General features: G+C 57.8%; 11 protein-coding genes. 7 read left to right on the top strand and 4 right to left on the bottom strand.

Features of this window, described 5'->3' with window-relative positions; translation table 11 throughout:
* Positions 1-61 precede the first annotated feature (61 nt).
* The 5 genes from UN84_RS06410 to UN84_RS06430 all read left to right on the top strand — a co-directional run bounded on the left by UN84_RS06410 (position 62) and on the right by UN84_RS06430 (position 7,672).
* Positions 62-1,783, top strand: coding sequence for a purine-cytosine permease family protein (locus UN84_RS06410; protein WP_046077741.1), 1,722 nt, complete (start codon positions 62-64; stop codon positions 1,781-1,783).
* A gap of 1,045 nt (positions 1,784-2,828) precedes the next feature.
* Complete coding sequence (locus tag UN84_RS06415; protein ID WP_082090783.1) at positions 2,829-3,710, top strand: LysR family transcriptional regulator; 882 nt, start codon at positions 2,829-2,831, stop codon at positions 3,708-3,710.
* A 26-nt stretch (positions 3,711-3,736) separates the two neighbouring features.
* Positions 3,737-5,308 carry a BCCT family transporter gene (locus UN84_RS06420; RefSeq protein WP_082090784.1) on the top strand — a complete coding sequence of 524 codons (1,572 nt, stop codon included), beginning with the start codon at positions 3,737-3,739 and terminating at the stop codon, positions 5,306-5,308.
* A gap of 213 nt (positions 5,309-5,521) precedes the next feature.
* Entirely contained in the window at positions 5,522-6,403 is an 882-nt protein-coding gene (locus tag UN84_RS06425) for a HalD/BesD family halogenase (RefSeq protein ID WP_237022369.1), read from the top strand.
* A 3-nt stretch (positions 6,404-6,406) separates the two neighbouring features.
* On the top strand, positions 6,407-7,672 hold the full coding sequence (locus UN84_RS06430) for a M24 family metallopeptidase (protein ID WP_082090786.1): 1,266 nt from the start codon (positions 6,407-6,409) through the stop codon (positions 7,670-7,672).
* A 201-nt stretch (positions 7,673-7,873) separates the two neighbouring features.
* On the opposite strand, the gene UN84_RS06435 is transcribed toward UN84_RS06430, so the two are convergent.
* The 4 genes from UN84_RS06435 to iolE are packed head-to-tail and all read right to left on the bottom strand — an operon-like array spanning position 7,874 to position 12,201.
* Entirely contained in the window at positions 7,874-8,866 is a 993-nt protein-coding gene (locus tag UN84_RS06435) for a Gfo/Idh/MocA family protein (protein ID WP_046077745.1), read from the bottom strand.
* Between the two features lie 35 nt (positions 8,867-8,901).
* Positions 8,902-10,053, bottom strand: a complete 1,152-nt coding sequence (locus UN84_RS06440) for a Gfo/Idh/MocA family protein (RefSeq protein WP_046077746.1) — start codon at positions 10,051-10,053, stop codon at positions 8,902-8,904.
* Positions 10,054-10,094: 41 nt separating this feature from the next.
* Complete coding sequence (locus tag UN84_RS06445; RefSeq protein WP_046077747.1) at positions 10,095-11,258, bottom strand: Gfo/Idh/MocA family protein; 1,164 nt, start codon at positions 11,256-11,258, stop codon at positions 10,095-10,097.
* A 25-nt stretch (positions 11,259-11,283) separates the two neighbouring features.
* Complete coding sequence (gene iolE, locus UN84_RS06450) at positions 11,284-12,201, bottom strand: myo-inosose-2 dehydratase (protein WP_173834973.1); 918 nt, start codon at positions 12,199-12,201, stop codon at positions 11,284-11,286.
* A gap of 74 nt (positions 12,202-12,275) precedes the next feature.
* Between iolE and UN84_RS06455 the strand changes: the two genes are divergently transcribed.
* Positions 12,276-13,325 carry a LacI family DNA-binding transcriptional regulator gene (locus tag UN84_RS06455; protein WP_046077748.1) on the top strand — a complete coding sequence of 350 codons (1,050 nt, stop codon included), beginning with the start codon at positions 12,276-12,278 and terminating at the stop codon, positions 13,323-13,325.
* Positions 13,326-14,186, top strand: a complete 861-nt coding sequence (gene tpiA / locus UN84_RS06460) for a triose-phosphate isomerase (protein ID WP_336885267.1) — start codon at positions 13,326-13,328, stop codon at positions 14,184-14,186.
* The last annotated feature ends 6 nt before the right edge of the window (positions 14,187-14,192 follow it).

Here is a 14,192-nt window from a genome sequence, read left to right on the forward strand (position 1 = left end):
ATTTTATTTCACCGGTAGCGTCCATCCGGTGGATTTTCTCCATAACAAAGGAGCGACGCACATGAGCACGCCAGCCCATTCCACGGCCGCCCAAGAGATGCCTCGATCCGACACGAGCAGTGACGGTGAATTCGAGCGACAGCGGATTCCTCCCAGTCATCAGCTCAGTGGCAAGTATTTCCTGGGCTCCTACGCCGGTGAGCACGTGGCCGGCACCGAGTTCGTCATCGGCGCCTCTCTGGTCTCGCTCGGGGTCAGCACCGGCGACCTGCTGTGGGGGCTGCTGATCGGCAACCTGCTGGCGGTGCTCTCCTGGGCCTGGGTCTGCAGCCCGGTAGCCACGCGCTCGCGCATGACCATCTACTGGTACCTGGAGCGTCTCGCAGGCAAGCACTTCTCGCTGGTCTACAACCTCCTGAACGGCCTGATCTTTGCCGTGGTTTCCGGCGCCATGATCACGGTATCGGCCTCGGCTTTCCGCGTGGTCACCAGCATTCCGCCCCAGACTGCCTGGTATCCCCAGAGCCTGAGCTTCGTGGCCCTGGTGCTGTTCGTCGGCGCCATCACGGTGTGGATGACCGTCAAGGGCTTCAAGCTGATCGCCAACTTCTCCACCGTCTGCTCGCCGTGGATGGCGACTATGTTCCTCGCTAGCGGCGTGCTCACGGTGCCGGTGCTGATGCACATGGGCGAACTGGATGGCCTCTTCACGCTGGCCGGCGTGGTCGATACCTTCGTCTGGACAGGTACCTCTCCTGACGGCACGCCCGGCATCTCCATGTGGGTGATCGCGGCCTGGGCCTGGGGGGCCAACCTGCCGATGCACCTGGGCATGAGCGACATGAGCATCCTGCGCTTCGCTCGCAAGTCCTCCTACAGCTACTTCTCCGCCGCCGGCATGTACATCGGTCACTATATGGCCTGGGTCTGTGCCGGTCTGATGGGGGCCACTGCGGCACTGCTCGCCAAGTCTCAGCTGATCGACATGGATCCGGGCGGCGTCGCCTTCAGCGTCCTCGGCGCCATGGGGCTGATTGCCGTGGTGGTGGCTGGCTGGACCACCTCGATCCCCAGCCTCTATCGTGCCGGCCTGGCCTTCCAGTCGGTCTTCCCAAAATACTCCCGCGTGCGGGTAACCGTGGCCACCGGTGTGGTCACCACCCTGATCGCCTGCTTCCCCTTCGTGTTCACCCAGTGGTTGAACGTGCTGTCCTACTTCATCATGCTGATCGCCCCGGTGGGTGCCATCATCGCCGCCGAGCACTTCCTGCTGCCGCGTCAGGGAATGCGTCCCTTCTGGCGTGAACGCCAGCGGCTGGGCAGCAACCTGCCTGCCTTCGGGGCCTGGGGCCTCGGGATTGCCGTTGGCGTCGCTCTGCTGATTGACGGCTCGCTGCATCTGTTTGCGCTGTTCATTCCCGTGTGGCTGGTGAGCTTCCTGGCCTACCCGCTGCTGTGCCGGCTGGCTGGCGTCGAGCGGGGGAGTGCGTGCGGCGCCGATCTGCACCACGCGGCCTATGGCCCCGTGCAGCCGGCCGAGGATTCCGGCACTGCGGTGGCGGAGCATGCGCCGGTCAGCATCCGCGATCCCTGGTACTTCACCGCTGTGGCCTGCCTGCTGGTCATCCTGGGGGTCGCCGGCTGGGCCTGGATCGGCGACGAGAGTGCCGTCGCACACCTTGACACCTTCCAGACCCTGATTGTGGTGCCGACGGCGCTGTATTTCGCCTCCGCGACACTGTGGATGCGCAACCGTCGCAAGCCCCGACATCACACGGCCTGATCCGCGAGACGCACGCGAAGGTCCCCGCCGTCATGGGATGGTGGGGGCCTTCTGGTCTTTAGACTGCGGATACAGTGAGAAGGGGCCTCCTGCTCGTTCGAGCCCTGCCTCTCTCACATAGAAACTCGATAGGGTAGAAACCAGTGTTCTGGTCGGCCATGGAGATGTCCCTGCTGTTACCAATGGCATAGCCCAGTGCTTGCAGAGTAATGAGGCCGAGCCGAATGCCTGCCTTCATGAGCATGCGCATACACTGAGGCTCCACGGGCGGCACCGGTAGCCGTCAATCCCCGGCTGGGTGATGAGAAGGAGTCGGTGTGCTCTTACGCTTCCTCCTCCGGATAGCACCACCTCCCCGACGATCAGGTCAGCGCGAGGGTGACGTACCGGTGATTTCCTCGCCAACTGCCGTACCAATGATCACGGCCACCACCAGGGCAATGTAGCTGGCATCGGATGCCTGCACGGAACCTGGCTTTCCGATGATGGAGTAATTGCTGAAGCAGGCTCGCTCGGTGCCCAGCACTCCCAGGCCACGGCCCCCACCAGTGTTCGCGAATTCGACGTGAGGCTAGCCATGCTGACGAAGTTAGTCAGTATTAGCAGAGTCAGAACCGCGAGTCCCGACTGCCAGGTCACCAATGCCAGCGGCGCAGTTTCAGCGGCGACAGGAGCCGTTGGGCATTGACGAATGACACTCCTTGGCTCAGCGTCACGGCCAGCATGCACAAGCCCCGGCCAACGCCATGTCATCGGAGCCTTCCCAGGGACGAGCACTCAGTGCGATACCGATGAAGCCCAGTACAACACCAACCGCTATCTGTGCGGCCGGGCGGTCCTGACGCAGGAACAGGAAGGAACAGAGGGCCTTCCATGCCACGGGCAGTTTGCGAATAATTCTTAGCATTCTGCTGCCGCCTCATGCTCATAGGATAGCGCACCTCTATCATCCATAAAAAAATCATGCGTGTTTTACAGAAAATCTAATTTGATAGTTCTGCATAACATCCATAAAGTTATTCCATCATCGTAACCAAGAGTTTTTATGCTTGATATAAAATATTACATTCTCATAGAAGCCATATATAAGCATGGAACGCTACAATCTGCTGCTGCTGCATTAGGGTTAACACAACCAGCAGTAACGCACCGCATACGGGAAATGGAACGCCGGCTAGCAATATCAATTTTTGAGAAAAGAGGTCGAAAAATCCAATTGACCCCGGCGGGGGTTAGGCTTCTGGAAACAGCACAAGATATTATTCCAAAGATTAGAGAAGCCGAAGGTGAAGCGGCACTATTGGCCCGTTCCGGCACAACATCACTTAAATGGGGCGTAGATGCGTACGATACAGTTAGTGATATTCTGTGCGAACAACACCGCTCTGGAGTGATACCGCTAGAACTTTATCGATTTTCAAGTGCTGCATTGACGACAGCGTTGCTAGATAAACAGATTGATCTGGCTTTGCTGACAGCCCCCCCGGAGCAGCAAGGGATCAATAGCATCTTCTTGTTTGAAGATGAATTGATGGCAGTTCTCCCTGCAACTCACCATCTGGCAGAAAAAGACTTCATTACTGCAGCAGAAATTGCTGCTGAGACATATCTCACATATAGCGCCACTCGTGAACCTGGTTTTGAGTTTGATCTGTTTTTGCAGCCTAACAACCAGTCTCCAAATAATATACATATAATTGAGTCCGTTCAAACGATACTAAGTGTAATCGCTGATACTCAAAATGGTGTTAGCATCCTGTCTTCCTGGGCTATAAAGTCAGGTAAGAATCAGGAGGGGCTAAAAATTCTACCTCTTGACGGGGATCCTATAAATATAAGGTGGTACTTGACATGCCGCGACAATGATCTCGTCAATGAAAGATTTGGTGAAGTCAAGAAAATATTTGGCATTATATCCAATAAATAATAGCTGTGTAATATAAAGGAGAAACAGTGAAAGCTTCCCTGCGCTCATACACCTTCTACCCTTCTCTTCTAGTTCTTGGGTCATTCACAGTTCTGGCGCTTATAAGTGACGACTTGCTGTTAAGCGTTACGCAGAATATTCATGAGTGGCTTATGTCTAACTTTGGATGGCTTTATGCTTTGTCGGCATTCGTGCTTGTCATCCTGGCATTCTTGTTGTTTTTTTCGCCACTGGCAAAACTACGTATCGGCGGCGATTCAGCCACGCCACTACTGACGCGCTGGAAATGGTGTTCAATAACACTATGTAGTTCCATTGCCATCGGTTTGCTGTTCTTTGCTGCAGCAGAGCCTATATTTTTTATACTAACACCGCCGTCATCAACTAGCATCGAAGCCATGTCGAAAGATAGCGCGTTATTCGGCCTTTCATCTCTATTCATGCACTGGTCTTTCACTACTTATGCTATATATGCAATTCCGGCTCTGATTTTTGCTATTGCTCACTACAACCTGAAGATGCCTTTCAGTATTTCATCAGCAATGAATGCCGCACTTCCGATAAAGATGACGTCTACCGTGCGTCAGGCTATCGATTCGATTGCATTGATTGCATTGGTGGCGGGGATGGTAGCCTCTTTGGGAACAGGAGCCATGATGCTCGGTGGCGGCATCCAACGCCTGTTTAGTGTTGAGGTTTCACCGACTATGGTTGGGATGCTCTGCGTACTGGTCATGGCTGCATCTGCCATCTCGGCTGCCTCCGGGTTATTGAAAGGTATCACGTTCCTTTCCAGCTGGAATGCTCGCGCGTTGATGTGTCTAGCATTTTTTATATTGGCTATTGGGCCGAGCTCCTATATTGCCAATTCTGGCGTAGATGCGCTTGGCCACTATTTATCCAACTTTGTTTCAGAAAGTCTGAACACTGGAACAGTAGTAGAAGATAGTTGGGCACGCGACTGGACGCTATTCTTTTGGGCTAACTGGTTCGCCTGGGCACCGATCACTGCAATGTTCTTAGGGAAAATTTCACGTGGCTATACAGTTCGTGAGTTTCTGATTTTTAACTTTGTTGTTCCATCCGTTTTTGTCATAGCTTGGTGCTCAGTATTTGGTGGGTTCTCAATCAATGTCGAAATGGCGACTCAATTGCTTAGTCAGACATTGACCCAGGATGGCCCCGGGGATGTCATTTGGGTAATGTTGGAGCAGCTTCCCGGTAGTACTGTTGTAATGGCTGTGTTTATGGTCATTGCAGTTATCTCCTATATAACTGCTGCTGACTCCGCTATTGATGCAATTTCGGGGATCTGTGCTACTAGCAGCTTGAAAAGTGAAGTCAACTCGTCTCCTTATTACATTAAGTTGCTATGGGGCGGCGTGATCGCAGTCATCGCACTTACTTTGACGAGTACAGGTGGTCTTGATGGCCTCAAGATGATTTCTACGATCGGCGGTTTCTTAGGAATGGTCATAGTATGTTTTTGTGCCTCTTCGCTCATCAGGATGGCTCTTGCTTACAATGGGCGAGATGGGAGTTTAAAGTTCTCAGGGGATAAAAATTCCATCGGCGCACAGGAAGTCGCCAATCACTAAAATCAAACAATGTAGTGTGGGGCTGGCACTCATAATAAGTGATGTGATGTGCCAGCCTGATAAAGCGTGATTATTGAATATGGTGCACAAAGCTGATGGAATTTTGATGGTATAAAAGCTCCATTTTCTTTTCGACGAATTTTTCATTTTTTTAACGCCTCAGCTGGCTATATGCTGGTCATTCCTTGAATTTGACAGGATGGAGAAAGCATCGTGAGTCATAAAGACGTTGTCGTTGATCAAGCACGAGATGTCGACACCTTGAGCGAACTCATTAATTTAGACTCTTACCCGCTTCATGAACCGGATTCGACTGCATATCGAGAATGTGTAGCACGCATCCGTACCCAGCTCGCTGAGGATGGTTGTGCACATTTTGCTAAATTTATTCGAAGCGACAAGGTAGAGCAATTAAGAATAGAGAGTGAAGCATTAGCACCTCAGGCTCACTACCATAGTAACCAAGTCAATCCTTACGCTACGGAAGATGATGCATCTTATCCTGAAGATCATCCTGTGCGACGTTTTCAGTCCTTCAGTAATGGCTTCGTAGCAAAGGATCTGATCGGTGAAGACTCGTTGGTGCAACGGCTTTACAGGAACAAGATCTTTCAGACGTTCATCGCTGATTGTTTGGAAGAAAATAAAATCTACGAATATGCGGATCCAATAGCAGGCCTGGTCATCAATGTGATGCCAGAAAATACAACGCTGCCTTGGCATTTCGATACCAATGAGTTCATCGTAAGCCTGATGACTCGTCGCCCCGAGCAGGGAGGTGACTTCGAGTATTGCCCTAACATTCGCACCCCTGGAAACGAAAACTTCGAGGAGGTGAAGGAAGTTCTGGATGGTGACCATAGGAAAGTCAAGTCGCTAACGTTGAACACTGGTGATCTTCAGCTCTTCAAAGGTCGCTACTCTATGCATCGAGTCGCTCCTGCAAAAGGACAGCGCCTGTGCACCCTGCTTGGTTACGCCAAGGAACCTGGCATGATTGGCCGTGTGAAGCGTACCAAGGATGTTTATGGGCGTGTCACGCAAGCTCATGTTGACGCCGAAAAAGATCGTCGCAACGATGAATTGGTGGGGTGAATAATGACCAGTGTTGATAAGAAAGTAGCACACCGATCTGATGAGTTTCGCTATGGAACTTACGATTTTAAAAAAAATGTGATTAATAAGGAGCTGGAAAATCGGGTGGCTTTGTATCGACTCCACCGATTGCGCGAACAGTTGCACTTGCATGAGCTGAATGCAGTGGTTTTATTCGACCCGATTAATATTCGCTATGCTTGTGGTGTTCGTAACATGCAGGTTTATTCACAGCGTAATCCGGCTAGATACCTTATCGTGCCCGCTGATGGCCCGGTTGCGCTGTTTGAGTACCGGTCTTGCCGCCACTTGGCCGAGGGTATGCCCACGCTTGATGAAATCTATGGCGCGAGTCCCATCATGCCACTTCATAGTGGTCATCACTCGGGCAGGCATGTCGAGTCTTTTCTAGGCGAGCTATCCGACATCCTAGAGCGTTCTGCTTCAAAGGGAAAACGCATTGGCATCGAAGGCGCGCCCACCGAAGTAATCAGTGCCCTTATTGAACAAGGGTATGAGCTTTCGGATGCTTCTCGGCCGATTGAAATCGCCAAGTCTATAAAGAGTATCGATGAACTAACCTTGATCGCCAAGTCTGTCGAGCTTACCGAGCAAGCGATGGCCACTATGGAGGAGGCGATCGTTCCCGGGATTACGGAAAATGCTTTATGGTCAATATTCCAGCAAAAGGTTATTGAAACCGGTGGGGAGTACTTGGAAACGCGTTTGCTTAGCTCCGGTGATAGAACCAATCCGTGGTTTCAAGAGACTTCAAGTAAAAAGCTGGCTCCTGGCGAACTGATTGCTTTTGATACTGATGCCGTCGGAGTATATGGATACTACACTGACTTTTCCCGAACCTTTTTTTCAGGAGGAGGCCTAGAGCCGACAGATAAACAAAAAGAGCTATATAAACTTTCTCAAGATGAGATTGAGACGAATATCGAGCTCATGAAGCCAGGGATGTCGTTCCGCGAGTATTCAGAAAATGCTTGGAAAATTCCTGATGGATATCAGGAGAATCGTTATTTGGCGGTGGTGCACGGCTGTGGTATGACAGGTGAATGGCCAATCATTTCTCATAATATGGATTGGGAAGCGGTTGGCTATGACGGTGTCATTCAGCCTGGCATGACGCTGTGTGTGGAATCCTACGTTGGTCATCGTGACGGAAAAGAAGGCGTCAAGCTCGAAGAGCAGGTGCTTGTAACTGAAACGGGCATACGTCGGTTGTCAACTTATGGCTATAGCAACGTGCTTCTCGCATAGGCTGTAAAGTAATGGTTACCACCTGACGCATGCTGCTTGGGATTTCTAAAATCACACAGTGCTTACGCCGTTTTCTAGGCTCCTTCTTCGCTGACTTGGGGAACCCTTTCTTGAACGCGGCATAGGACGTCATCCACTTCATGTTGCGCCCTTGGTGGGGGCGTTCTACGCCCCCGACTGTGTTCATCAGGCCAGTGTTGGTTAGCGCCAGTCGAGCCTCACCGGCGCCCGGGTCTCCAGCGAGCGGGTCGCGGCATCGGCGATGCGCTGGGCGCGCAGTGCGGCCTCGTGGTCGGGATAGTCACTCGTTTCGTCGTGCAGGACTCGAACGAAGGTGTCCAGCGCGGTCTGGAAGGTTGGTGCGATGCGCTCGAACCAGCCGGCATGTAGGCCGTCGTCCTGCTGGCGGTCGCCCTTGAACAGCGACAGATGGCGATGGGGCTGGCGCCGGGATTCGGCCATGCCCTCGGCGCCGAATACCTCGAGGCGCTCGTCGTAGCCATAGCCGGTTCGACGGGTGCAGTCGAGCTGGGCGAGGGCGCCGGAGCCCATGCGCAGCGTGACCACCGAGGTATCCACGTCGCCGATCTTGGCGATGCGAGGATCGCTCAAGGCGGCCCCCATGGCCTGGACCTCCACCGGTACGTCGTCGGTCAGCCAGCACAGGAGGTCGAAGAAGTGGATGGCCTGGTCGCGCATCTGGCCGCCGGAGACCTCGAGGTAGGACAGTGGCGGCGTGTCCTGGGAGCGACAGGTCATCTGCACCAGCTCGGTACTGCCCAGCTCGCCGGCGGCGACGGCCTGGCGCAAGGCGTCATGGCTGGCATCGAAGCGTCGGGTGAAGCTCATCATCATGGGTACCCCGGCGCGGCGAACGGCGTCCACCGCCGCCTCGGCGCATCGGGTGTCGAGGTGGATGGGCTTCTCGCAGAAGATGGCCTTGCCGGCCGCGGCGGCGCGTTCGACGTAGTCGGCATGGGTATCCGTGGAGGAAGCGATCACCACGGCGTCGACGTCCGAGGCGAACACCTCATCGACGCTGGCGGAGCGGGCGCCGAAGCGCTCGGCCACCTCGACGGCGCGCGCCGGGTCGGCGTCGGCCACCAGGGCGAAGTCGATGCGGGGATGATCGGCCAGGTGGCGGGCGTGGACGGTGCCGATGAAGCCGGCACCGATCAGGGCAAAGCGTTTCATGGGCTAGGCCTTTCCTGGAATGGGATGATGAGGCATCAGACGTGGGTCCAGCGACCCTGCTGTCGATGGGAGTCGCCGACGGCCTGGACGAAGCGAATGCCCAGCAGGCCGTCGTGGCTGGTCGGTAGCGGCAGGTCGTCGAAGCGTGTCTGGCCGGACTCGCGATGGCGGTCGATGGCCTCGGCCACGTCGCCGTAGAGGTTGGCGAAGGACTCGATGAAGCCCTCAGGATGGCCGAGCCCGACCCGGGTCAGACGCGCCTGGGCCTCGCTCTGTCCGTCGTGGCCCTGGACCAGCATCTCGCGGCGGCCGCCGGGGTGATTGATCGTCAGGTAGTGCGGGTCCATCTGTTGCCACTCCAGCGAGGCCTTGCTCCCGAATACGCGAATGCGCAGGCCATGCTCATGGCCGGTGGCGGCCATGCTGGCCCAGAGGGTGCCGCGGGCGCCGTTGGACAGGCGGACCTGGACCTGGGCGTCGTCGAAGACGCGGCGTTCCGGTACGCAGGTCTGCATCTCCGCCGAGACCTCGGTGACCTCGAGGCCGCTGACGAAGCGCAGCAGCTGATGGGCATGGGTGCCCAGGTCGAACACCAGGCTGGCTTCCCCCGACTGCGCCGGGTCGAGGCGCCAGGCGGCCTGCTTGTTGTCGGGGGCGAGCTCCACTGCGTCGGCCGCCCAGCCCGAGGCATGCTCGACCATCACGATACGCGGCTCGCCGAGGACGCCGTCGCGGATCAGCCGGGCGGCCTCACGCACCATGGCGTAGGCGCTGTAGTTGTGGGTCAGGGTGAATACCCGCCCGCTGGCGGTGGCCAGCTCGTGCAGTGCCCGAGCCTGATCCAGGTCACCGGTCATCGGCTTGTCGCAGACCACGTGGATGCCGGCCTCGAGGAAGGCCCTGGCCACCGGATAATGGCTGTCGTTGGGGGTGACGATGGCCACCACCTCGATGCCGCCCTCGCGGGCGGCCTCCTCGCGCGCCATCTGCGCGTAGTCCTGGTAGACCCGGTCCTCGGCGACGCCGAGCTCGGTGGCGGCCTGCCGAGACTTCTCCGGCGATCGCGAGAAGGCGCCGGCCACCAGCGCGTAGCGGTTGTCCAGGCGCATGCCCATGCGGTGGGCCTTGGCGATGCCGGCGCCGGGCCCGCCGCCCACCATGCCGATACGAATCCTGTCGTTGCTCATGCTTGGCTCCTTTACATGGCGCCGGTGGCGCCTGGTCGATATCAGACGCGCACCCACTGGCCGCTATAGGCGGACTCGTCCATGGCGGTGATGATGCGCTGGTTGGCGCGGCCGAAGGCGAAGTTGGGATAGCAGTCGTCCCGCTCGGCGATGCCCCGGATCAGGTCGTGGATCTCGATGACCTTGATGTCGAAGAAGCCCAGACCGCCGCCGCCGAAGTCGAAGCCGAAGAAGCCGCCGTACTGCGGCACCTGAGAGCCGGCCAGCAGCGTCTTGAAGCCACGGTCGCGCTTGTCATCGTTGAAGCGGAATACCTGCAGCTCGTTGAAGCGTTCACCGTCCATGTACAGGGTTCCCTCGGTGCCCGAGACCTCCCAATAGACGCCGAATACCCGGCCGGCGGCGACGCGCGAGCTCTCGATCACCCCGGCGGCCCCGGAGGCGAACTTGACCAGCGACTGGGTCTGATCGTCGTTCTCCACTCGGCGCCGTTCGGCGTCGGCCTCGACCCGGCTGGCATAGCCGGCATCGCTGGAGGGCACCGGGCGCTCGGTGATCTGGGTCTGGGCCTGACAGTTCACCTCGTCGATATCGCCCATCAGGAACTGGGCCACGCTGATCACGTGGGCGCCGAGGTCGCCCAGCGCCCCGGTGCCGGCGCCTTCCCGGGAGCAGCGCCAGGACCAGGGCAGCTCGGGGTCGTTGAAGAAGCCCTGGTCGAAGGTGCCGCGAAAGCGGATCGGGCGGCCGATCTCGCCGGCCTCGATCAGCTGCTTGGCCAGCAGCGCCGCCGGCGTCTTGATGTTGTTAAAGGCCACCATGGTCTTCACCCCGGCGCGCTCGGCCGCTTCCTGCATCTCGCGGGCCTGGTCGTCGTCCATGGCCAGCGGTTTCTCGCAGTAGACGTGCTTGCCGTGCTCGATGGCGGTCATGGCCATCTCGTGGTGCAGGGCGTTGGGGGAAGTGATGTCGACGACATCCACCTCGGGATCGGCCACCAGGGTCCGCCAGTCGCCGTAGGCCTTCTCGAAGCCCAGGCGTGAGCGGGCGGCCCCGGCCACCTCGTCGCCCTGGTCGGCGATGGCGTAGAGCCGCGGCGCCAGCGGCAGGTCGCGGTAGAGCATCCGGGCGCGATGGTAGGCATCGGCATGGGCCTGGCCCATGAAACCGCTGCCGATCAGCCCGATATTGAGGGTGCGGGGCATGTCGTTGTCTCCTGGTGGCTCGGTGTTAACGGGACAGTAGGGTGGCGAGGTGGTCGTGGGCCCGGGTCGCCATCTCGCGGGGCGGCGCCAGGGTCGGGTCCTGCTCGGCCTCGACGACCAGCCAGCCCCGATAGTCGGTCGAGGTGGCGAAGTCGAGCAGCGGGGCGAAGTCCAGATAGCCGTCGCCGGGGACGGTGAACATGCCGTCGCGTACGCCGCGGTTGAAACTGCGGTCGTCCCGGCGAACCTCGGTCATGACGTCGTGGCGGATGTCCTTGAGGTGCAGGTGATTGATGCGCGAGCCGTGGCGCTGGAGCAGGGCCGCCGGTTTGCCGCCGCCGGCGACGATATGGCCGCTGTCGAACAGCAGGCCCACCGCCTCGCCGGTATGGGCCATCAGGGCATCGATCTCGCGCTCGTTCTCGACGAGCATCATCAGGTGGGCGTGATAGGCGAGCTCGAGGCCGTGACGCTGACGCAGCCCCTCGGCGAAGCGCGTCAGGCGTTCGCCGTAGGCCGGCCAGTCGGCCTCGCCCAGGGCCGGGGTGCGGGACAGCGGTGCGTCCAGCGGTGCCGAGCCTGGCATGCGACCGCACTCGCCGTAGACCATCACTTGGGCGCCGCAGGCGGCGAGCAGTTCGGCGTGGTCGGCGACGGCGTCGAGCTCGGCCTCGGCGTCGCGTTCGGCGACGAAACCGGAGTACCAGCCGCTGGCAAGGGCCAGGTCATACTCCGCGAGCAGCGGCTTCAGTACGGCGGCCTCGCGGGGAAACTTGCGCCCCATCTCGACCCCTTGATAGCCACACTCGGCGGCTTCGCGCAGGAAGGTCTCCACCGGAGTCTGGTCGCCGAACTCCTCGATGACGTCGTTGGTCCAGCCCAGCGGGTTGATGCCGAGCCTCAGGCCTTGGGGCATCAGTAGCTCTGCAGTGTTGGTGGCCATGTCGGGATCTCGCGGTTGTTTTTTGATAGATCTGTGATAGATTGATAGAAATCATCATGTGCGAGCGAATATCCATGTATGACAAGCCATCGTCGACCCCTACGATGGTCGATGTTGCCAGGGCAGCCGGTGTCGGTGTGGCCACCGTCGATCGGGTCTTCAGCGGTCGGGCAAGGGTCCGGAAGGCAACCGCCGACAAGGTATTGAGAGCTGCTAAATCATTGGGTTATGAGAGAAGTAGTGAAGAAGGTGGTGAGCTATCCGGTGCCGGCCCGGCGACTGTGCGGCGTCTGGGTTTCCTGCTGCAGAAGCGGACCTCGCCGGTCTATAGAGTCCTCGCCGAATCCTTGATAGAGGCCGCCCGGCGCTATCACGGAACGCGGGTGACGGTCACCATCGACTACTGCGATACCCTGGATCCGGATCAGGTCGCTTCCGCGCTGGTGCGCCTGGGGCGGCAGGTCGAGGCGATCGGGGTGGTGGCCACCGATCATCCCGAGGTGGCCCAGGCCGTTGCCGGCCTGCACCGGCAGGGCGTGCCGGTCTTTGCGCTGCTCTCCGAACTGTCCGTTGACGCCCTCAGCGCGGGCTTCGTGGGCCAGGACGGACGCAAGATGGGGCGCAGTGCGGCCTGGGCCATGAGTCGCATGACGCGTCCGGGCGCGGTGGGGATCATCACCGGCAGCCATCGCTACGTCTGCCAGGAGCTCTACGAGATAGGCTTTCGTGGCTACTTCCGCGAGAAAGCCCCGGCGTTCCGCGTGGTGGAGCCGATCTTCAGCCAGGAGGATCCCGATCAAGCCGCTCGCGCGACTCGTGAGCTGCTGGAGGCCGAGCCCGAGCTGCGTGGCCTCTACGTAGCGGGCGGCGGCATCGAGGGCGTGGTCGAGACGCTGCGAGAGCGATCCCGCCAGGATCTGCTTGTGGTCGGTCATGACCTGACCGCCACGACCCGGGCAGCATTGGTAGATGGCACTTTGGACATGTTGCTGTCGATGCCGCGTCGCGAGTTGGCCGAGAGGGCGGTATCGGCCATGGTGGAGTCGTTGATGGCGCCTCAGCTCGATACATTGCCTAGGCGAGTGATCCTGCCGATCGATATATTTACGCCCGAAAGCGTGTGAGTGGATCTTTTTTGCGAATTTTTAAATGCATCACGATATTACAATGTTGATTTGCCGGCCCTGCCGGCTATTGGGAAGATCATAAAATTGGAGTTTTTGATGAGAAAAACAATGGTGGTTGGCAACTGGAAGATGAACGGTAGTCGCCAGAATAATGAGGCCTTGTTGGAGGCATTGATCCCCTATTTTGATAGCCTTAATATCTTGGAGGTGGGAGTCGCGATTTGTCCGCCGTTGCCTTACTTGGAGCAGGTGGGAAAGCGTTTGCAGGGGACAAATATTTCTCTTGGCGCCCAGACCCTAAACGCGCATGAGGCCGGTCCGCATACTGGAGAAGTCTGTGCCGAGATGTTGACTGATCTTGGGTGTCAATGTGTATTGATTGGCCACTCGGAGCGTCGAAGCTTGTATGGTGAATCTGATGCTGTGGTAACGGCAAAGTTCGAGACCGCGAAAGCCAATGGACTCATGCCTATCCTATGTGTGGGCGAAACGTTGGAAGAGCGACATCAAGGTGAGACCGAATCAGTCGTGGCAAGACAGCTGCGAGCGGTGATCAACACCTTGGGTATCGAGGTTTTTGAGGGAAGCGCTATCGCATATGAGCCGGTGTGGGCCATCGGCACTGGCGAGACTGCGACGCCCGCGCAAGCTCAGGCCGTACATGCCTATATTCGTGGCATACTCGCCGAACAATCTCCAGATATTGCGAATGATCTTTCGCTACTCTACGGCGGCAGCGTCAAAGTTGACAACGCGTCTGAACTTTTTGCCCAGTCAGATGTTGATGGTGGTTTGATTGGAGGGGCTTCTTTGAATGCCAATGCCTTTGCCCAGATTTGTCTTGCCGCTGCTATTTGATGTATT

The sequence above is a fragment of the Halomonas sp. HG01 genome (genome assembly GCF_000968715.2).
Lineage (GTDB): Bacteria > Pseudomonadota > Gammaproteobacteria > Pseudomonadales > Halomonadaceae > Halomonas > Halomonas halophila.